The sequence below is a fragment of the Aeromicrobium sp. genome (genome assembly GCF_037719875.1).
GTDB lineage: Bacteria > Actinomycetota > Actinomycetes > Propionibacteriales > Nocardioidaceae > Aeromicrobium.
Genome location: NZ_JBBJMJ010000013.1, coordinates 1 through 17,662 on the forward strand (window position 1 = coordinate 1; position 17,662 = coordinate 17,662).

19 protein-coding genes and 1 tRNA gene are annotated in these 17,662 nt (G+C 68.1%); all 20 read left to right on the top strand.

Annotated features, from left to right (window positions below; translation table 11 throughout):
* Window positions 1-846: HAD hydrolase-like protein (locus WKF39_RS12155; protein ID WP_340388739.1), on the top strand; the 846-nt coding region annotated here is incomplete at its 5' end.
* Window positions 843-1,103 (top strand): hypothetical protein, encoded by a 261-nt coding sequence (locus WKF39_RS12160; protein WP_340388741.1) that lies wholly within the window; start codon window positions 843-845, stop codon window positions 1,101-1,103. The genes WKF39_RS12155 and WKF39_RS12160, both read left to right, overlap by 4 nt.
* Window positions 1,100-1,951, top strand: a complete 852-nt coding sequence (locus tag WKF39_RS12165) for a TlyA family RNA methyltransferase (protein ID WP_340388743.1) — start codon at window positions 1,100-1,102, stop codon at window positions 1,949-1,951. Before WKF39_RS12160 ends, WKF39_RS12165 begins: the two co-directional genes overlap by 4 nt.
* Window positions 1,948-2,862 (top strand): NAD kinase, encoded by a 915-nt coding sequence (locus WKF39_RS12170; protein WP_340388745.1) that lies wholly within the window; start codon window positions 1,948-1,950, stop codon window positions 2,860-2,862. The genes WKF39_RS12165 and WKF39_RS12170 overlap by 4 nt, the downstream gene beginning before the upstream one ends.
* The gene (recN, locus tag WKF39_RS12175; protein WP_340388748.1) at window positions 2,862-4,547 is read left to right on the top strand and encodes a DNA repair protein RecN; all 1,686 of its coding nucleotides are present in this window, start codon (window positions 2,862-2,864) and stop codon (window positions 4,545-4,547) included. Before WKF39_RS12170 ends, recN begins: the two co-directional genes overlap by 1 nt.
* Before the next feature lie 89 nt (window positions 4,548-4,636).
* Window positions 4,637-5,812, top strand: a complete 1,176-nt coding sequence (steA, locus tag WKF39_RS12180; protein WP_340388750.1) for a putative cytokinetic ring protein SteA — start codon at window positions 4,637-4,639, stop codon at window positions 5,810-5,812.
* Window positions 5,809-6,690 carry a copper transporter gene (locus tag WKF39_RS12185; protein WP_340388752.1) on the top strand — a complete coding sequence of 294 codons (882 nt, stop codon included), beginning with the start codon at window positions 5,809-5,811 and terminating at the stop codon, window positions 6,688-6,690. The genes steA and WKF39_RS12185 overlap by 4 nt, the downstream gene beginning before the upstream one ends.
* Before the next feature lie 136 nt (window positions 6,691-6,826).
* Window positions 6,827-8,503 (top strand): CTP synthase, encoded by a 1,677-nt coding sequence (locus tag WKF39_RS12190; protein ID WP_340388753.1) that lies wholly within the window; start codon window positions 6,827-6,829, stop codon window positions 8,501-8,503.
* On the top strand, window positions 8,500-9,123 hold the full coding sequence (locus tag WKF39_RS12195; protein ID WP_340388755.1) for an NUDIX hydrolase: 624 nt from the start codon (window positions 8,500-8,502) through the stop codon (window positions 9,121-9,123). Before WKF39_RS12190 ends, WKF39_RS12195 begins: the two co-directional genes overlap by 4 nt.
* Window positions 9,120-10,046, top strand: coding sequence for a site-specific tyrosine recombinase XerD (gene xerD, locus WKF39_RS12200; RefSeq protein ID WP_340388757.1), 927 nt, complete (start codon window positions 9,120-9,122; stop codon window positions 10,044-10,046). Before WKF39_RS12195 ends, xerD begins: the two co-directional genes overlap by 4 nt.
* 55 nt (window positions 10,047-10,101) lie before the next feature.
* Entirely contained in the window at window positions 10,102-10,950 is an 849-nt protein-coding gene (locus WKF39_RS12205; protein ID WP_340388759.1) for an AAA family ATPase, read from the top strand.
* Complete coding sequence (locus tag WKF39_RS12210) at window positions 10,935-11,282, top strand: hypothetical protein (RefSeq protein WP_340388761.1); 348 nt, start codon at window positions 10,935-10,937, stop codon at window positions 11,280-11,282. The genes WKF39_RS12205 and WKF39_RS12210 overlap by 16 nt, the downstream gene beginning before the upstream one ends.
* Window positions 11,279-12,160, top strand: coding sequence for a segregation/condensation protein A (locus WKF39_RS12215; RefSeq protein ID WP_340388763.1), 882 nt, complete (start codon window positions 11,279-11,281; stop codon window positions 12,158-12,160). Before WKF39_RS12210 ends, WKF39_RS12215 begins: the two co-directional genes overlap by 4 nt.
* Window positions 12,153-12,839, top strand: a complete 687-nt coding sequence (gene scpB, locus WKF39_RS12220) for an SMC-Scp complex subunit ScpB (protein WP_340388765.1) — start codon at window positions 12,153-12,155, stop codon at window positions 12,837-12,839. The genes WKF39_RS12215 and scpB overlap by 8 nt, the downstream gene beginning before the upstream one ends.
* Window positions 12,832-13,566 (top strand): pseudouridine synthase, encoded by a 735-nt coding sequence (locus WKF39_RS12225; RefSeq protein ID WP_340388767.1) that lies wholly within the window; start codon window positions 12,832-12,834, stop codon window positions 13,564-13,566. The genes scpB and WKF39_RS12225 overlap by 8 nt, the downstream gene beginning before the upstream one ends.
* Entirely contained in the window at window positions 13,563-14,636 is a 1,074-nt protein-coding gene (locus WKF39_RS12230) for a prephenate dehydrogenase (RefSeq protein ID WP_340388769.1), read from the top strand. The genes WKF39_RS12225 and WKF39_RS12230 overlap by 4 nt, the downstream gene beginning before the upstream one ends.
* 34 nt (window positions 14,637-14,670) lie before the next feature.
* The gene (gene cmk / locus WKF39_RS12235; RefSeq protein WP_340388771.1) at window positions 14,671-15,333 is read left to right on the top strand and encodes a (d)CMP kinase; all 663 of its coding nucleotides are present in this window, start codon (window positions 14,671-14,673) and stop codon (window positions 15,331-15,333) included.
* The gene (locus tag WKF39_RS12240; RefSeq protein WP_340388773.1) at window positions 15,330-16,022 is read left to right on the top strand and encodes a lysophospholipid acyltransferase family protein; all 693 of its coding nucleotides are present in this window, start codon (window positions 15,330-15,332) and stop codon (window positions 16,020-16,022) included. Before cmk ends, WKF39_RS12240 begins: the two co-directional genes overlap by 4 nt.
* A complete protein-coding gene (gene der, locus WKF39_RS12245; protein WP_340388775.1) occupies window positions 16,015-17,340 on the top strand; it encodes a ribosome biogenesis GTPase Der in 1,326 nt (441 codons plus the stop codon). The genes WKF39_RS12240 and der overlap by 8 nt, the downstream gene beginning before the upstream one ends.
* Before the next feature lie 109 nt (window positions 17,341-17,449).
* Window positions 17,450-17,523, top strand: a tRNA-Pro gene (locus WKF39_RS12250).
* Window positions 17,524-17,662: the final 139 nt, after the last annotated feature.

The window sequence follows — 17,662 nt, forward strand, 5'->3', positions numbered from 1 at the left end:
AACAATGCATCGCGGACTCCGCGGGAGATCGCCGATCACCTTCGAGAGCTGTCGATGCCTGAGGTCAGCGACGACGACGTCGTGACCTCGGCGCAGGCGGTCGCGCACCTCGTCGCCGATGCGGTACCGGCTGGGTCGCCGGTTCTGCTGGTGGGCGGTGAGGGCCTGCGCATACCTCTGGAGGAACGTGGGCTGCGGTGCGTGTCGACCATGGGTGAGGGCCCGGTCGCGGTGGTCCAGGGGTTCCATCCCGACGTCGGATGGCGACAGCTCGCGGAGGCTTCGTTCGCCATTCAGGCGGGACTGCCGTGGTTTGCCAGCAACACCGATCTCACGATCCCCACGACGGGTGGGATTGCCCCGGGCAACGGGTCACTGGTCCAGGCGGTCCGAAACGCCACGGGGGCCAGGCCGATCGTTGCGGGCAAGCCGGAGAAGGCGCTGTTCGACGAGACGATCGAGCGGGTCGGCGGCGAGCGGCCGTTGATGGTGGGCGATCGTCTGGACACCGACATCGATGGCGCGATCCGCGCAGGCACCGACAGCCTGGCGGTGCTGACCGGCGTCAGCACGCTGCAGGAGATCATCGACGCCGCCCCCGGTCATCGACCGACGTTCGTGTCGGCCGACCTGGCTGGCCTCAACGAGGCGCACGCGGAGATCCAGATCGACGGTGACCGGGCCAGGTGTGGCGAGTCCGAAGCCGTCGTGCGCGACGGACTGCTGGGAGTCGGCGAAGGTGCTGGCCGGAGCACGGATGCGTTGCGGGCTGCGGTCGGACTCGCCTGGTCGTTGCGTGATCGCTCCGGCACGTCGGTGACCCTGGATGGGACACTGGACGCATGAGTGCACCTTCGACGAGCTCGGGAGCCGAGCATCCTGAGGATATCCGCGAGGGGTCGACTGACGACCTGCCCGACATCGTGGCGCCAACGGCGGAGTCGACCGGCGATCCACGGATCGATGAGGCGCTCGAGCGGTTGGACGGGCTGGGTGAGCGAGACATCACCGACCATCCCGCGGAGTTCGACGCCATCCATCGCGTGCTGCGGGAGTCGCTCGCCAACGCAGGCCGCGACGGAGACCTCCCGGGACCGGCATGACCAGAAGGCTCCGGCTCGACGCCGAGCTCGTTCGTCGCGGGCTGGCCAGGTCCCGAGAGCAGGCTGCCTCCCTGATCGAGGAGGGCCAGGTCAAGGTGGCGGGATCGGTTGCCACCAAGGCGGCAACCGGTGTCACGACCGACCAGGCCATCGTCGTGCGAGCGAGCAACCAACCGACATATGCCTCGCGCGGCGCCCACAAGCTGCTCGGCGCGCTCTCGGTGTTCGAGCCGATGGGTTTGACGGTCGAGGGCAGAAGGTGCCTTGACGCCGGCGCCTCGACGGGCGGATTCACCGACGTCCTGCTCCGCAAGGGTGCGCGCCAGGTGTGTGCCGTCGATGTCGGTTATGGACAGCTCGTCTGGGCGTTGCAGTCCGATGATCGGGTCGTGGTGCTCGATCGCACGAACGTCCGCAACCTTCGTCCGGAGGACATCGGCGGCCAGGTGGAGCTGATCGTCTCGGATCTGTCGTTCATCTCCCTTACGGTGGTCATGCCCGCCCTGACACGGGTGTGCGAGCCGAGCGGCCCAGAAGGCGGAGGTGACATCGTGCTGATGATCAAGCCGCAGTTCGAGGTCGGCAGGAGCAACCTCGGCAAGAACGGCGTGGTGCGCGATCCGCTCCTGCACGCCGACGCGGTGCACCGAGTATGTCGTTCGGCGTTCGACCTCGGGTGGGGCACCAAGGCGCTCGCGCCGAGTCCTCTGCCCGGCCCGGCCGGCAACGTCGAATACTTCTGCTGGCTGCGCAGCGACGCCGATCCGCCCAGCGAGGCTGCCGCGCACGCGGTTGTGGCCGCCGGACCTCTGGACGGGGCGACCCAACAATCCGAGGCGACCACATGAGGAAAGTCCTGCTGATCGTCCACATCGCCCGAGACGAGGCAAGCAAGGTCGCGGTCGCGTTCGCCGCAGACCTGCGTGCTGAAGGTGTCGAGGTCTGCGTCCTGGATGCCGAGGCCGAGACCCTCCAGGCGGCCGGTCTGGAGAGTCCGGGCGTCGTCGAGGCTGCGCCGGGGGCGGCCGACGGTTGCGAGCTCGCCGTGGTGTTCGGCGGTGACGGCACGATCCTGCGGGCTGCCGAGATGTGCCGCGGCACCAGCACGCCAGTCCTGGGCGTCAACCTCGGCCACGTGGGATTCTTGGCCGAGGCCGATGTCGAGGACCTCCATGACGTCGTGCGGGGCGTCGTCGACGGGAGCTACACGGTCGAGGAACGCCTGACCGTCGACGTGTCCGTGACCGTGGCAGGCCAGATCGTGGCGACCAACTGGGCCCTCAACGAAGCCTCCGTCGAGAAGGCTGCGCGCGAACGGATGCTCGAGATCGTCGTCGAGATCGACGACCGGCCGGTGTCCCGATGGGGTTGCGACGGAGTCGTGTGTGCGACACCGACCGGCTCGACGGCATACAACTTCAGCGCAGGCGGTCCGATCGTGTGGCCAGAGGTCTCGGCGCTGCTCATGGTGCCCATCAGTGCACACGCATTGTTCGCGCGGCCACTGGTGGTCTCGCCGGACTCCACCCTGGCGATCGAGATCGTGGGGGAGCTGTCGACCGGTGTCTTGTGGTGCGACGGTCGCCGGGCTGCAGAGCTGCCGGTCGGTGCTCGGGTCGAGGTGGTCAAGGGCAGGACGCCGGTCCGGCTGGCTCGGATCCGTCCGGCATCGTTCGCGGACCGGCTCGTGCGCAAGTTCGACCTGCCAGTGACGGGCTGGCGTGGGGCAGCCGAGCGTCGGCGTGGGGACGACGGCTGATGTGGCAGCACCTGCGACTTTCCTCTCTGGGTGTCATCGAATCGGCTGAGCTTGAGCTGTCCGAAGGATTCACCGTCATCACCGGGGAGACCGGGGCGGGCAAGACCATGGTCGTGACGGCGCTCGGCCTGCTGCGCGGAGAGCGGGCTGATCTCGGTCTTGTGCGCCGTGGGTCTGACCAGGCACGGGTCGAGGCCAGCATCGGCGTCTCCTCCGGCGCGGCCGCCGCCGCCGCGGTCGAGGAGGCGGGAGGCCGGATCGACGATGACGTGGTCATCCTCGGACGTGTGCTGTCCGCGCAGGGGCGATCGCGAGCGTTGGCCGGGGGCGCCACGGTGCCGGCGGCCCTGCTCGCAGATGTCACCGACGAGCTCGTGGCGGTGCACGGGCAGTCCGACCAGCACAGACTGTTGCGAGCCGGCGAACAACGCGCCGCTCTCGACCGCTTCGCCGGGGATGATTTCGCCGCGGCTGCAGCGGCATATGCACCCGCCTACGTCCGATGGCGCACGGTCGAACGTACCCTCGACGACCTGCGCACCCACGCCCAGGAGCGCGCCCGCGAGCTTGATGTCCTGCGATTCGGACTCGATGAGATCAACGAGGTCGAGCCGCAGGCGGGTGAGGACGAGCATCTCAAGATCGAGGAGAGCCGGCTCGCGCACTCCGAGTCCCTGGCCCTTGCAGCCGATCAGGCCCATCGCTCCCTCGTCGGCGAGGCCGACCTCGACGCAGCCCGCACTCAGGTCGCGGCGGCATCGGCTGCACTCCGCGAGGCAGCGGGACACGATCCCTCGCTCGACGCGCTGGGGGAGCGGGTGCTGGAGCTGGGCATCCTGCTCGATGACGTCGGCGCCGAGCTCGGCGCCTACTCCGCGGGAGTCGAGCTCGATCCCGAAAGACTCGCGGCCCTGCAGGATCGGCGAGCGGCGTTGGCCGGGCTGCAGCGCAAGTACGGTCCGACCCTCGACGATGTCCTGGCCTGGGCCGACAAGAGCTCGGCCAGGCTCGGTGACCTCGGCCATGACGACGAGTCGGTTGCCGAGCTGGAGGCCGAGCAGGCCCAGCTCGTGCCCGAGGTCCGGCGTCTGGCAGCCCGGATGTCGTCGATCCGCAGCGAGGCCGCTGACCGGCTCTCGAGCCTGGTCGACCAGGAGATCGCGCAGCTCTCGATGCCCTCGGCCCGCCTCGAGGTTCACGTGACGACTCACACCGACGCGGTGCCCGGGCCGCACGGATTGGATGACGTCGAGCTCCTGTTCGCGGCCAACAGCGGGACCGGTCTCCGGCCCCTGCACAAGGGGGCGAGCGGCGGTGAGCTCTCCCGGTTGATGCTGGCTCTGGAGGTCGTCCTGGCCGATCGTACGACCGTGCCGACCCTGGTCTTCGACGAAGTGGATGCCGGCATCGGCGGCAAGGCCGCGGTCGAGGTCGGTCGCCGGCTCTCGCGGCTTGCCGAGCATGCCCAGGTCATCGCCGTGACACATCTGCCCCAGGTGGCTGCGTTCGCCGACCATCATTTCGTGGTGTCCAAGGATGATGACGGCACCGTCACGAGCAGCTCGGTCATCGGGCTCGACGAGCACAGCAGAGTCGACGAGCTGGCGAGGATGCTGGCCGGCCAGGAAGACTCGGCAACCGCCCAGGCGCACGCCCGCGAGCTTCTTGACCTCGCCCGATCCTGACCTGAGCCCCCGCTGAGAGTTACGGTTTTGCGCCGACACGCCGACGCTGCGCACAAATGCGTCAGGGTCAGCGGGAAGCATGGTCGGCGATGGCCATCTGGAAGCGCAAGACTCCTGTCTCAGGAGACGTGAAGGGGATCGTCGGCACCGTCAGATTCGCGCGGCGTGACAGTGATGTCGCGTCCCTGCGTGAGGGTGACATTGCCGTGGTTGATCACCCCGAGCTCGATGCCCGGCAGGCCCAGCACCTGATCGACCGCCGAGTGCGCGGGGTGCTCAATGCGACCCCGTCGAGCAGCGGAAGGGTGCCCAATGTGGGCCCCCAGATGTTGTCTCGCGCCGGCATCCTGCTGGTTGACATCGCCGGCACGGATGTCTGGTCCAAGCTCAAGAGCGGTGATCGCGTACGCATCGAGGACGGCCGGGTCTTCCGCGACGAGATCCTGGTCGTCAGCGGAGTCGAGCTCGACGAGAGTCGCACGACGTCAGACCTGGCAGAGGCCAAGTCAGGCCTCGCGACACGGCTTGACTCACTCGCGGCCAATGCGACCGACCACATCCACCGCGAGCACGCGATGCTGCTCGCCGGAGCCCACGTGCCGCGGCTTCGCACCAAGCTGCGCGGCCGGGCCGTCGTCGTGGTCTCCCGGGCGTATGACGATGTGGCGGACCTGCGCGGCCTGCGCCGCTACATCAGCGACAACGACCCCATCCTGATCGGCGCCGGCCCCGGCGCCGACACCCTGTTGAAAGCCGGGCACGTGCCGGCCATCGTCGTCGGTGCCCTCGACAACCTGTCGGACGCCGCGATCAGGGCCGCTGGTGAGGTTGTCGTGACGACGTCGTCGGGCAAGCTCGACATGCCTGAGCGACTCGAGCGTCAGGGCAAGGAGGTCGTGACCTTCGTGTCGACCGGCTCGGACGACGACCTGGCATTGGTGCTGGCCGACACCAATGACGCCGCGGTGATCGTGCACGTCGGTGCGCCGGCGACACTGTCGGAGTTCCTGGAGCGTCCGCCGACCGAGGCCGCGCGGATGTTCGTGGCGCGCCTGCGCGCCGGTGCCAAGATCGTCGACGCCAAGGCCGTCCATCACTTCACCTCTCAGCGCTTTGCTCTGTGGCCGGTCCTCCTCCTGCTCGCAGCCGGCGTCATCGCCGTCGCGGCGGCGGTGGCTGTCACGCCTGTCGGCAGCGACTGGTTCGGATCTCTCGGCGATCAGCTCGCCGACCTCGGCACCTGGATCAAAGGACTTGGCTCATGATCAACTTCCGCTTCCACCTCGTCTCCATCGCGGCGATCCTGCTGGCCCTGGCGGCCGGCGTCGCGCTGGGCTCCGGCCCCCTCGACGACACGGGCGCCGCGCTGGGAGGCGACGAGGGCACCACACGAGAGATCGCCGACCCCGCACTGGCGGCATTCGAGTCCGGTTATGCCGGCCGTACGTCGGCGGCGCTGCTCAAGGGCAAGCTCAAGGGGCAGACCGTCGTCATCATGACGGTGCCCGGCACCAGCGCAGCCGAGGCGAAGGGTGTCGCGTCCAACCTGCAGGCCGCTGGCGCCGAGGTCACCGGGGAGGTCGCCCTGACCAGCAAGCTCCTCGACTCGTCGGGGCGTCAGTTCGCTGAAGGCGTCGCCCAGCAGTCCGCTGAGGATGTTGCGGGTGTCGGTGAGGCTGGTGACAGCTATGGCCGTATCGGCGCGGCGCTCGGTCGAGCCTTCATTGCCGACAAAGCAGGCGCCCCGGACCAGACGGCCGGCACGATTCGATCGGCGTTCACCGAGGGCAAGCTCATCACGCTGAACACCGCCCCGAAGAAGGTCGCCACCCTCGCGGTGCTCGTGACCGGGCCCGAGCGCGCAGGCGGAGCGGATCAGAGCAGTGTGATCGCTGCCCTGGCAGGAGCCCTCAACAGCAGCGGCAAGGGCGTCGTGGTCGCGGGGCCGTCGTCGGCCAGCACTGACGGAGGAGCGGTCAAGGCCGTACGCGACGGAGATTCGGCGACCGAGGTCTCGACCGTGGACGTCACCAACACCTCAGCGGGCCGTGTCGTGTCCGCGCTCGTCGCTGCCGCGCAGGCCGATGGGCAACCCGGCGCGTGGGGCACCTCACGCAGCGCGAGCGGGGCCGTGCCCAACTAGCACCGGTGTGGGAGACCCGACACGTGTGTCGTTGTCCATAACCCCCTTCCTGTTGGTAGGCTGGAATCCCGTGGAGGCCTGATGCAATTTGTGCATCACGAGCGCTCGACATCGGTTTTCGACCACGGGAGTCACCTTGGCAGGTAGCGCGGTAACCAAGCATGTTTTTGTCACCGGCGGGGTTGCCTCTTCGCTCGGCAAGGGCCTGACCGCGTCGAGCCTCGGGCGGCTGCTCAAGTCACGTGGCCTGCGCGTCACGATGCAGAAGCTCGACCCCTATCTCAACGTCGACCCCGGCACGATGAACCCCTTCCAGCACGGTGAGGTGTTCGTGACCGACGACGGCGCGGAGACTGACCTCGATGTCGGGCACTATGAGCGCTTCCTCGACTTCGATCTGTCCGGCAAGGCCAACGTGACCACCGGGCAGGTCTATTCGGAGGTCATCGCCAAGGAACGGCGGGGTGACTACCTCGGCGACACTGTCCAGGTCATTCCACACATCACCAACGAGATCAAGTCCCGCATCCGGGCGATGGCCGGCCCCGACGTCGACGTCGTCATCACTGAGATCGGCGGTACGGTCGGCGATATCGAGTCCCTCCCGTTCCTCGAGGCCGCGCGACAGGTGCGCCATGACGTGGGGCGCGGCAACGTCTTCTTCCTGCACGTCTCCCTGGTGCCCTACATCGGCCCGTCGGCCGAGCTCAAGACCAAGCCGACCCAGCACTCGGTCGCTGCCCTCCGCTCGATCGGCATCCAGCCGGATGCGATCGTCTGTCGCGCCGACCGAGACATCCCGGACAGCATGAAGCGCAAGATCTCGCTGATGTGCGACGTCGACGAGGAAGCCGTCGTCACTGCGAGCGACGCCCCGTCGATCTATGACATCCCGAAGGTGCTGCACCGCCAGGGCCTGGATGCCTACGTCGTGAGGCGCCTCGACCTGCCGTTCCGCGATGTCGACTGGACTCAGTGGGACGAGCTGCTGAGGCGTGTCCACCACCCCGCCGAAGAGGTCACGATCGCGCTGGTCGGCAAGTATGTCGACCTGCCCGATGCCTATCTCTCGGTCGGTGAGGCGCTGCGGGCCGGCGGCTTCGCCCACGACGCCCGCATCGTCCTTCGCTGGGTCCCGTCGGACGACTGCGCCACGCCATCTGGCGCTGCTCACAACCTGCACGATGTCGACGGCATCTGTGTGCCGGGTGGCTTTGGCATCCGTGGCATCGAGGGCAAGCTCGGCGCCCTGACCTATGCCCGCGAGCGCGGCATCCCGGTGCTCGGTCTGTGCCTCGGCCTGCAGTGCATGGTCATCGAGTACGCCCGCAACGTCGCCGGGATCCAGGACGCGAGCTCGTCGGAGTTCGATCCGCAGACACCCCACCCGGTCATCGCGACGATGGCCGAGCAGCTCGAGATCGTGGACGGTGCAGGCGATCTCGGCGGCACGATGCGCCTGGGACTCTATCCGGCCCAGCTGAGGGCCGGCAGCATCGTCGCCGAGGCCTACGGTGCCGACAAGGTCGAGGAGCGCCACCGGCACCGCTACGAGGTCAACAACTCCTATCGGCCGCAGCTGGAGGCTGCCGGACTGGTGTTCAGCGGGACCTCCCCGGACGCCAACCTCGTCGAGTTCGTGGAGCTGCCGCGTGAGGTGCACCCCTACTACGTCGCCACCCAGGCTCACCCCGAGCTGCGCTCGCGCCCGACCCGGCCGCACCCGCTGTTCTCCGGCCTCATCGGTGCTGCACTGGCCCGGCAGATGGAGATGAGGCTCCCGGTCGACGAGCAGTCGAGAGCCGAGGCATGAGCGAGCGTCCGCGGACGGCTCATCCGCGACTGCCGGGTGAGCTTGCGCACGGGTTGTTGAGCGACACCGACCACTCGTGGCCGGTCAGCTCGAGCGACACCAAGTACGAGAGCGCCTACGTGAGCCTGCGGGTCGACACGATCGTCGACCCGACCGGAGGGGAGCACCCGCGAGCCATCGTGCAGCCGAACGGTGCCATCGGCATCCTGGCGATCGATGAGGGCGACCGGATCCTGCTGGTCGAGCAATATCGGCACGCCGTCGGCCGCCGGCTGCTCGAGCTCCCGGCCGGCACCTTGGATGTGGCCGGCGAGTCGGCTGCGGACGCTGCGGCGCGGGAGCTCGCCGAGGAGGCCGACGTGGTGGCCGTGCAATGGGAGTCGATCCTGCACCTGCTGGCGACCCCGGGTTACTCGACAGAAGCCTGGGAGGTCTTCCAGGCAACCGAGCTCAGCGCTGTGCCCGACGACGAGCGTACGACCCGCGAGGCCGAAGAGGCCGACATGGCGCAGTGGTGGCTGCCATTCGACGAAGCGGTCGACGCCGTGCTCGCCGGCCGCATCACCGACTCACTGACCGTGGCTGGCATTCTCGCAGCGCAGGTGCTTCGCACCAGATGACAACCGATGTGGAGCGGGGGGTTCAGGACTACCTGAGTCACCTGAGCGTCGAGCGCGGCCTCGCTGCCAACACGCTCCACTCCTATCGTCGTGACCTGCGGCGCTATCTCGAGTTCCTGGGTTCCCGCGACCTGGCCGATCCGGCGACGATCACGGAGAACGACATCGTGGCCTTCCTCGGCTCGCTACGCACGGGGAGTACCGACCACGTGTCACTCGGGACAGCCAGCGCGGCCCGCACGATCGTGGCTGTTCGTGGCCTGCACCGCTTCCTCCTGCGGGAGCAGGTCGTGCCGACCGATGTCACCTCGGCGATCAAGCCCCCGCGGCCGGCATCGCGGCTGCCCAAGGCACTCCCGCTGTCGGACATCGAGGCGATCCTCGAGGCGGCAGGCGCACCCGGCACGACTTTGTCATCGCGCGATCGCGCCTTGCTCGAGGTGCTCTACGGCACGGGGGCGCGCATCTCCGAGGCAGTCGGCCTCGACGTCGACGACCTGGATCTGGAGGAGTCGACGGTGCTCCTGCGGGGCAAGGGCGGCAAGCAGCGCATCGTCCCCCTGGGGTCGTACGCACGACAGTCGCTGCTGGACTATCTGACTGCGTCCCGGCCGGCTCTCATGTCGGTCCGGACCAGCACCCCCGCGGTGTTCCTGAATGCCCGTGGTGGCAGGCTCTCGCGGCAGAGCGCGTGGACCGTCCTGACGAAGGCCGCGCATCGAGCCGGAGTGACCGCAGAGGTGTCGCCGCACACCCTGCGCCACTCGTTTGCCACGCATCTGCTGGACGGTGGGGCTGACGTCCGTGTGGTCCAGGAGCTGCTGGGTCATGCCTCCGTGACGACGACCCAGATCTACACCCTCGTGACCGTGGAGAAGCTGCGGGAGATTTATGCGACGGCCCATCCTCGGGCGTCGAGATAAGTCGACTTCTGGCGGTAGAGTGACGCTGTCCGACGGTCGAGTGCAGGGGTAGCTGATGAGCAAGGAACTGGGACCGACCGGACGGCCACTTCCGAATTTCCCGATGCCCGGGCCGCGCAAGCAGGGCAAGCCCGCGACGATCATCGCGATGTGCAATCAAAAGGGTGGCGTCGGCAAGACCACGACGACCATCAACCTCGGCGCGGCACTGGTTGAGACCGGCCGCAAGGTCCTGTTGGTGGACTTCGACCCGCAGGGCTCGATGACCGTGGGTCTCGGTGTCAGCGCCCACGAGCTCGACCAGAGCATCTACCACGTGCTGATGGACCGCGAGATCTCGATCAAGGACCTGATCATGCCGACCGCGGTCGACGGCCTCGACCTGGTGCCGTCCAACATCGATCTCTCCGCCGCCGAGATGCGGCTCGTCACGGAGGTCGGCCGTGAGCAGGTGCTCGCGCGGGTGCTCAAGCCGATCCGCATGGACTACGACGTCATCCTGATCGACTGCCAGCCGTCCCTCGGCCTGCTGACGGTCAACGCGCTTACCGCTGCGCACGGCGTGCTCGTGCCTCTGGAGTGCGAATACTTCGCGCTTCGTGGTGTCGCGCTGCTCAAGGACACGATCGAGAAGGTGCGCGACCGGACCAACGACGAGCTGCAGATCATCGGGCTGCTCGGCACGATGTTCGACAGCCGAACGTTGCACGGCAAGGAAGTGCTCGCAACCCTCGTCGAGGGCTGGGGCGACCTGGTGTTTCACACCGTGATCCGGCGAACCGTGAAGTTCTCGGACTCGACCGTTGCCGGAGAGCCGATCACCGAGTACGCAACGACGTCGCCGGGCGCCGAGTCCTATCGTCAGCTCGCGCGGGAGGTCCTCGTTCGATGCCCCGACGCGTGACCTCTCCGGCTGGCGGGCCCGGCAAACGGCCCACCATGCCCGGAGCCGATGAGCTCTTCCGGGCCACGGTGCCTGCGGCCGCCCCCGAGGAGGAGGCGCCCGAACCGGCCGCCTCTACGAGCGGCCGGGTCAAGCACGACGAGAAGATGACGGTCTACGTCACGGCCGCCGAGCTGCTCGCGGTGGAGCAGGCCAGGCTCCAGCTGCGCAGCGACCTCGGCCGCAGCGTCGACCGGGGACGTTTCGTACGTGCTGCGCTGTCCGTCGCCCTTGCCGACCTGGAGGCCCGCGGCACGCAGAGCGACGTGGCCCGGCGATTGAGCGAGTCGTGACGGTCGCAGACGTCGACGCATCTGCGCCCGCGGGCTTCTCGGTCGATCTCACCAATTTCGAGGGCCCCTTCGATCTGCTTCTGCAGCTGATCTCCAAGCATCAGCTCGACATCACCGAGGTCGCCCTCTCCAAGGTGACTGGCGACTTCATCGCCTATATCAAGGTGCTCGGCGACGACCTGGAGCAGACGACGAACTTCCTGCTGGTTGCCTCGACCCTCCTCGACCTCAAGACCGCCCGGCTGCTGCCGCAGGCCGAGGTGGAGGACGAGGAGGATCTGGCGTTGCTCGAGGCCCGCGACCTGCTGTTCGCCCGGCTCATGCAATATCGCGCGTTCAAGCAGGTGGCCGGCGTCATTGCGGAGCGCCTCGCCCATGAGCAGAAGCGTTTCGCGCGCATCGTCACGCTTGAACCCCGATTTGCCGAGCTCCTGCCTGAGGTCCTGATCTCGGTCGGTCCGGACGAGCTGGCACAGCTCGCAGCCTCTGCATTCGAGGCCAAACCCGTGCCTATCCTGTCCCTGGCTCACCTTCACGCCCCTCAGGTCAGCGTGCGCGAACAGGCGCACCTCGTGGTCGACCAGCTCCGTCGTCGGGGCGAGATGACCTTTCGGGCGCTGACGGCAGATGCTCCCGACCTGATGACCAAGGTCGCACGCTTCCTTGCTGTCCTCGAGCTGTTCCGCGAGGGGGTCATCGCGTTCGAGCAGGCCACTCCGCTGGGTGACCTGCACGTACGCTGGACCGGCACCGATGACGGTGACATCGATGTCGGTGACGAGTTCGACGTGCCGATGGTGGCGCCCGACGATCCAGCACGTGAGGTTCCTGCGGGAGGCGCCCCCGATCCAGACCAACCCGAGAGCAGCGATGACTGACCAGCACGTTCCCACCGGACCGCACGAGCTCGAGCTGGAGATGCTCGACCTCGCACCGGCGCTCGAGGCGGTGCTCATGGTGGCCGACCAGCCGCTCGATCACCTGACCCTGGCACAAGCCGTCGGTCACCCGCCGGTCGATGTCGAGCATGCGCTCGCCGAGCTGGCTCAGGACTACACCGACCAGGGACGTGGCTTCGAGCTGCGCAACATCGCCGGCGGCTGGCGCTTCTTCACCCGGGAGGAGTATGCCGGAGCGGTCGAGCGGTTCATCCTCGACGGACAGCAGGCCCGGCTGACGCAGGCCGCGCTGGAGACCATGGCTGTCGTCGCCTATCGGCAGCCCATCAGCCGCACCCGCATCTCGGCGATCCGTGGGGTCAACGTCGACGGAGTCGTTCGTACGCTCGTGACCCGCGGTCTGGTCGAAGAGGGTGGTGTCGACGCCGAGAGCGGCGCGATCCTCTATCGCACGACGAGCTACTTCCTCGAGCGCATGGGCCTGGGCAGCCTGAGCGAGCTGCCTGACATCGCCGGCCACCTGCCGGATCTCGATGACATGGACGACGAGATCGGGTCCGGCGACGATGAGGTCGCGGGCGCGCTCGAACCGCAGGAACCGATCGGTGATGAGCAGTCCGGTGCTGCGCCCGAGCCGGGCGACGACGCGCGTGGCTGAGATCAGGCTGCAGAAGGTCCTCGCGCAGGCCGGCCTCGGCAGCCGTCGGCGCTGCGACGACATGATTGCGGGCGGACGGGTCGAGGTCAACGGCGAGATCATCGACACGATGGGCGCCAGGGTCGACCCGCTCACGGACATCATCCGGGTCGACGGGTCGCGCATACCCCCGCCCAACGACCATGCCTACGTCCTGCTCAACAAGCCGCGCGGGATCGTCACCTCGATGGCTGACGAGCGCGGCCGTCCTGACCTCTCGTCGATCGTGGCAGGTCGCGAGGATCCCGTCAGACTGTTCCACGTCGGGCGCCTCGACACCGACACCTCCGGACTGCTGATCCTGACGAACGACGGGGACCTGGCGCACAAGCTCGCCCATCCGTCGTTCGAGGTCACCAAGACCTATGTGGCACTCGTCGACGGCACGGTGCCCGATGGGCTCGGGGCCAAGCTCAAGGCGGGCATCGAGCTCGACGACGGCCCGGCCCGGGTCGACCGATTCCTCGTCAAGGACACCTCGCGGGGGCGGTCGCTGGTCGAGCTGGACATCCACATGGGGCGCAACCGGATCGTCCGGCGGCTGCTCGACGCGGCCGGCCACCCGGTGCGCGAGCTGACCCGTACGGCATTCGGCCCGTTGCGCCTTGGCGGGCTGGCGGCCGGCACGATGCGCGACCTGAAGCGCGACGAGCTCGGGGCCCTGTTCGACAGCGTGGAGCAGGCATGACCGTCTCCGCTGAGACAGCACTGCCTGGTCCCGTCCTGGTCATCGGCTGTGGGCTGATCGGCACCTCCGCGGCGCTTGCGCTGACCGAGTCGGGGGTCGTGGTGCATCTCGAGGACATCCGCTCGGCCAATCTCGAGCTCGCCGTCTCCCGGGGGGCCGGGTCGTCCGACCCGATTGAGTCGCCGGCCCTCGTCATCGTGGCCGTACCACCGGCCGAGGTCGTCGAGACGGTGCAGCGGGTGCTGAGCGAGTGGCCGGCAGCGGCGGTGACCGATGTCGCGAGCGTCAAGGCCGATTTGCACGTGCGGATCGGATCGCTGAGCGGCAATGCCCGCTACGTCGGCAGTCACCCGATGGCAGGCAGCGAGCGCTCGGGCCCCATGGCGGCCTCCGCGCGGCTGTTCGAGGGCCGACCCTGGGCCGTCACCACGGGTCCTGACACCGACCAGCACGTCGTCGAGCTCGTCGTCCGGCTTGCCGAGCTCGTCGGCGGGGTGCCACTCGTGATGGATGCCGAGGCGCACGATCAGGCCGTGGCGCTGGTCTCTCACGTCCCCCACATCTTGTCGGTGCTGACCGCAGCACAGCTCAACGGCGCTCCCGGCGAGCACCTCGCGCTGGCCGGTCCGGGGCTGCGCGATGTCACTCGCATCGCCGGCAGCGACATCGCGCTGTGGCAGGACATCCTGGGTGCCAATGCCGAGCAGGTACGTGCCGTGCTGCAGGCCGTTCGCGAGGACCTCGACCGTGTCATCGTCTCGATCGGCGCCGATGCGGACTCCCTGGGGGAGGTGCTCCAGTCCGGACAGGACGGGACACGCCTGATCCCGGGCAAGCACGGCGACAGGGTCGTGGACCTGTCAACCGTGTTCGTGTCGGTGCCGGACCAGCCCGGCGAGATCCCGCGGCTCATGGCGCACGTCGGCGAGTCCGGAGTCAACATCGAGGACATGCGCATTGACCACGAGCTCGGACGCCCCGTCGGCCAGGTCGAGATCGCGGTTCTGCCGGTGGCGGCCGATACGCTCGTTGAGGCCCTGACCGCGCGCGGCTGGTCCGCATACAGCTAGCACCGCACAACATCAGCATCGAGGAGTGGCACACGTGAGCAAGTCCCTGGTCGTGGCGATCGACGGACCTTCTGGTTCGGGCAAGTCGAGCACGTCTCGCGGCGTCGCGGATCGGCTGTCGCTGGACTACCTCGACACCGGTGCGATATATCGCGCGATGACGTGGGCCCTGCTCGAGCGTGGCGTCGACCTCCACGACCCCGCGGCGATCGTCGCGGCAGCCGAAGGCATACGGCTGACGTCCGGGACCGATCCGTCCAACCCCACGATCCACGTCGACGGCACTGATGTCGCCGAACCGATTCGTAGTGACGAGGTCACCGGCTCGGTCAGCCTGGTCGCCGCGGTGCCGCGTGTGCGGGAGCTGCTGGTCGATCTGCAACGCGAAGCCATCGGCGGGTCCAGTGGCATCGTCGTCGAAGGTCGGGACATCGGGTCGACCGTCGCGCCGGATGCGCCGGTCAAGATCTATCTCGTCGCCGATCCCGCGGCTCGCGCGGCTCGCCGTGCCGCGGAGACCGGCTCTCCTGATGCTGCCGCCACCGAGCTGGCGCTGGCGCGTCGGGACGAGATCGACTCCACCCGCTCGACCTCTCCCTTGGTCAGGTCCGAGGGGGCCGTCGTGGTGGACGGCACGTTCCTGACCCTCGAAGAGGTCATCGAGGCCATCGTCGGAATCGTCGACGCCGCGAGATGAGCGACGCGGCGAACGGGCTTCCGGAGGGCGGCCTGCGGCTGATGCGTCGTCTGGCGCGCCCCTATCTCACCCGCCGCTGGGACGTTCACGAGCAGGGCCGTCAGCACGTGCCCGCAAAGGGCCCGGTGATCCTCGCGAGCAACCACATCGGCTGGCTCGACGGTCCGCTGCTGTTCGTCACGTCCCCCCGACCCGCGCATGCATTGGTCAAGGAGGAGGAGTTCGCCGGCCGGACCGGCCGCCTCCTGCGTTTCGTCGGCCAGATCAAGGTCAGCCGGTCCCGGAACGACACCGGGGCCGTCCGGCGGGCAGTGCAGGCGTTGGCAGCCGGCCAGGTCGTGCTGATCTATCCCGAGGCCACGCGGGGCCCGGGTGACTTCACGGCATTCAAGGCCGGCGTGGCATACCTCGCGCTGGTCTCGGGTGCACCGGTGGTGCCGGTGGCGATCCTCGGGACCCGTCGCGCCGGCGAAGCTGCGGACGCCCGGCCGGACAAGGGGGCGCGGCTCGATGTCGTCTACGGGCCACCCATCCAGTTCCCGATGCAGGTTTGGCCGCGAGATCGTGGGACAATGGCAGACGCAGCCGATCAGATCCACGATCATCTGCGTTCCCATGTCTCCTGGTCCACCTCCGCGCTCGAGCGCGACCTCCCGGGCCCCCTTCCGACAGGATCAACTGATGGCTGAGGCCGTACCCGTTCTCGCAGTGATCGGGCGCCCCAACGTCGGCAAGTCCACTCTGGTCAACCGCATCATCGGGCGCCGAGAGGCTGTCGTCGAGGATGTGCCCGGGGTGACCCGCGATCGCGTTTCCTACGACGCGGTCTGGAATGGCCGGGCCTTCACGGTCGTCGACACCGGTGGCTGGGACCCCGACGCCCGTGGACTCGCCGAGCGCATTGCCGCGCAGGCCGAGATCGCCATCCAGGTCGCCGATGCCGTGCTGTTCGTGGTCGATGCCACGGTCGGCATCACCGACGTCGACGAAAAGGTCGTCCGCATCCTGCGCGCCGCCAAGAAGCCCGTCGTGCTCGCCGCCAACAAAGTCGACGACCAGCGGGCCGAGGCCGAGGCCGCCGGGCTCTGGAACCTCGGGCTGGGCGAGCCGTGGCCCGTCTCGGCCCTGCACGGCCGGGGGAGTGGCGACATGCTCGACGCCGTGCTCGCGGCGTTGCCCGACCCGCCGCCTGAGGACTTCGATGCTCCGCAGGGCCCACGGCGAGTCGCGATCGTCGGCAAGCCCAACGTCGGCAAGTCCAGCCTGCTCAACCGCCTGGCGGGTGAGGAGCGGGTCGTGGTCGACGATGCATCCGGCACGACGGTCGACCCGGTCGACGAGATCGTCACGCTGGGCGGTCGCACCTGGAACTTCATCGACACCGCGGGCATCCGTCGGCGCGTACGTGATGCGTCCGGCCACGAGTACTACGCGAGCCTGCGTACGAGCTCGGCGATCGACCGTGCCGAGGTCGCCGTCGTCATCATCGACGGCAGCCAGCCGCTCACCGAGCAGGACACCCGCATCATCAGCTCGGTCGCCGAGGCTGGTCGCGCGCTCATTGTCGCGTTCAACAAGTGGGACCTGGTCGATGACGAGCGTCGCTTCTATCTGGAGCGGGAGATTGAGCGCGAGCTCGTCCAGGTCCCGTGGGCTCCCACGATCAACATCACCGCCCGCACGGGCTGGCATGTCGACCGGCTCGTACGCGCTCTGGACGCCGCTCTGGAGGGTTGGGAGACCCGCGTGACCACGGGTGCTCTCAACGCATTCCTCGGCCGTCTGGTCGCCGAGCACCCGCACCCGGTTCGCGGTGGCAAGCAGTCAAGAATCATGTTCGGCACACAGGCCACCACGGCACCGCCGACGTTCGTCCTGTTCACAACCGGCAAGCTCGAGGCGTCCTATATGCGATTCATCGAGCGCCGTCTCCGCGAGGAGTTCGGCTTCGTCGGTACACCGATCCACCTGCAGCAGCGCCCACGCAAGAAGCGCGAGCGCCGCTGATCCCGGCTTGGCTTACGTCATCACAACCGTGTTTCATCGAGCACTGTTGTGATGACGTCCCGCGTGTCTGAGGTGCGGCGCACTGCGGTAAAGTTCCTCTTCGGTACAACGGGCTGTAGCGCAGCTTGGTAGCGCACCTGACTGGGGGTCAGGGGGTCGCAGGTTCAAATCCTGTCAGCCCGACCGTGTGATCTCGCAAGAGATAGGAGACACCCGAACCTGCGGAAGCAGGTTCGGGTGTCTTTGTTTGCGTGGGTGGTAGTCGCGGGTGGTGTCGATGGTGAGCTCGCCCCGGAGTTCACCGGTGATGGCGTTGACGATT

Bases quoted from the DNA above. Each gene is read 5' to 3' on its own strand.
- WKF39_RS12170 (WP_340388745.1), top strand. From the start codon at position 1,948: ATGAGGAAAGTCCTGCTGATCGTCCACATCGCCCGAGACGAGGCAAGC.
- WKF39_RS12230 (WP_340388769.1), top strand. From the start codon at position 13,563: ATGACCGTCTCCGCTGAGACAGCACTGCCTGGTCCCGTCCTGGTCATC.
- WKF39_RS12185 (WP_340388752.1), top strand. From the start codon at position 5,809: ATGATCAACTTCCGCTTCCACCTCGTCTCCATCGCGGCGATCCTGCTG.
- der (WP_340388775.1), top strand. From the start codon at position 16,015: ATGGCTGAGGCCGTACCCGTTCTCGCAGTGATCGGGCGCCCCAACGTC.
- xerD (WP_340388757.1), top strand. From the start codon at position 9,120: ATGACAACCGATGTGGAGCGGGGGGTTCAGGACTACCTGAGTCACCTG.
- WKF39_RS12205 (WP_340388759.1), top strand. From the start codon at position 10,102: ATGAGCAAGGAACTGGGACCGACCGGACGGCCACTTCCGAATTTCCCG.
- steA (WP_340388750.1), top strand. From the start codon at position 4,637: ATGGCCATCTGGAAGCGCAAGACTCCTGTCTCAGGAGACGTGAAGGGG.
- WKF39_RS12210 (WP_340388761.1), top strand. From the start codon at position 10,935: ATGCCCCGACGCGTGACCTCTCCGGCTGGCGGGCCCGGCAAACGGCCC.
- WKF39_RS12195 (WP_340388755.1), top strand. From the start codon at position 8,500: ATGAGCGAGCGTCCGCGGACGGCTCATCCGCGACTGCCGGGTGAGCTT.
- WKF39_RS12160 (WP_340388741.1), top strand. From the start codon at position 843: ATGAGTGCACCTTCGACGAGCTCGGGAGCCGAGCATCCTGAGGATATC.
- recN (WP_340388748.1), top strand. From the start codon at position 2,862: ATGTGGCAGCACCTGCGACTTTCCTCTCTGGGTGTCATCGAATCGGCT.
- WKF39_RS12165 (WP_340388743.1), top strand. From the start codon at position 1,100: ATGACCAGAAGGCTCCGGCTCGACGCCGAGCTCGTTCGTCGCGGGCTG.
- WKF39_RS12240 (WP_340388773.1), top strand. From the start codon at position 15,330: ATGAGCGACGCGGCGAACGGGCTTCCGGAGGGCGGCCTGCGGCTGATG.
- scpB (WP_340388765.1), top strand. From the start codon at position 12,153: ATGACTGACCAGCACGTTCCCACCGGACCGCACGAGCTCGAGCTGGAG.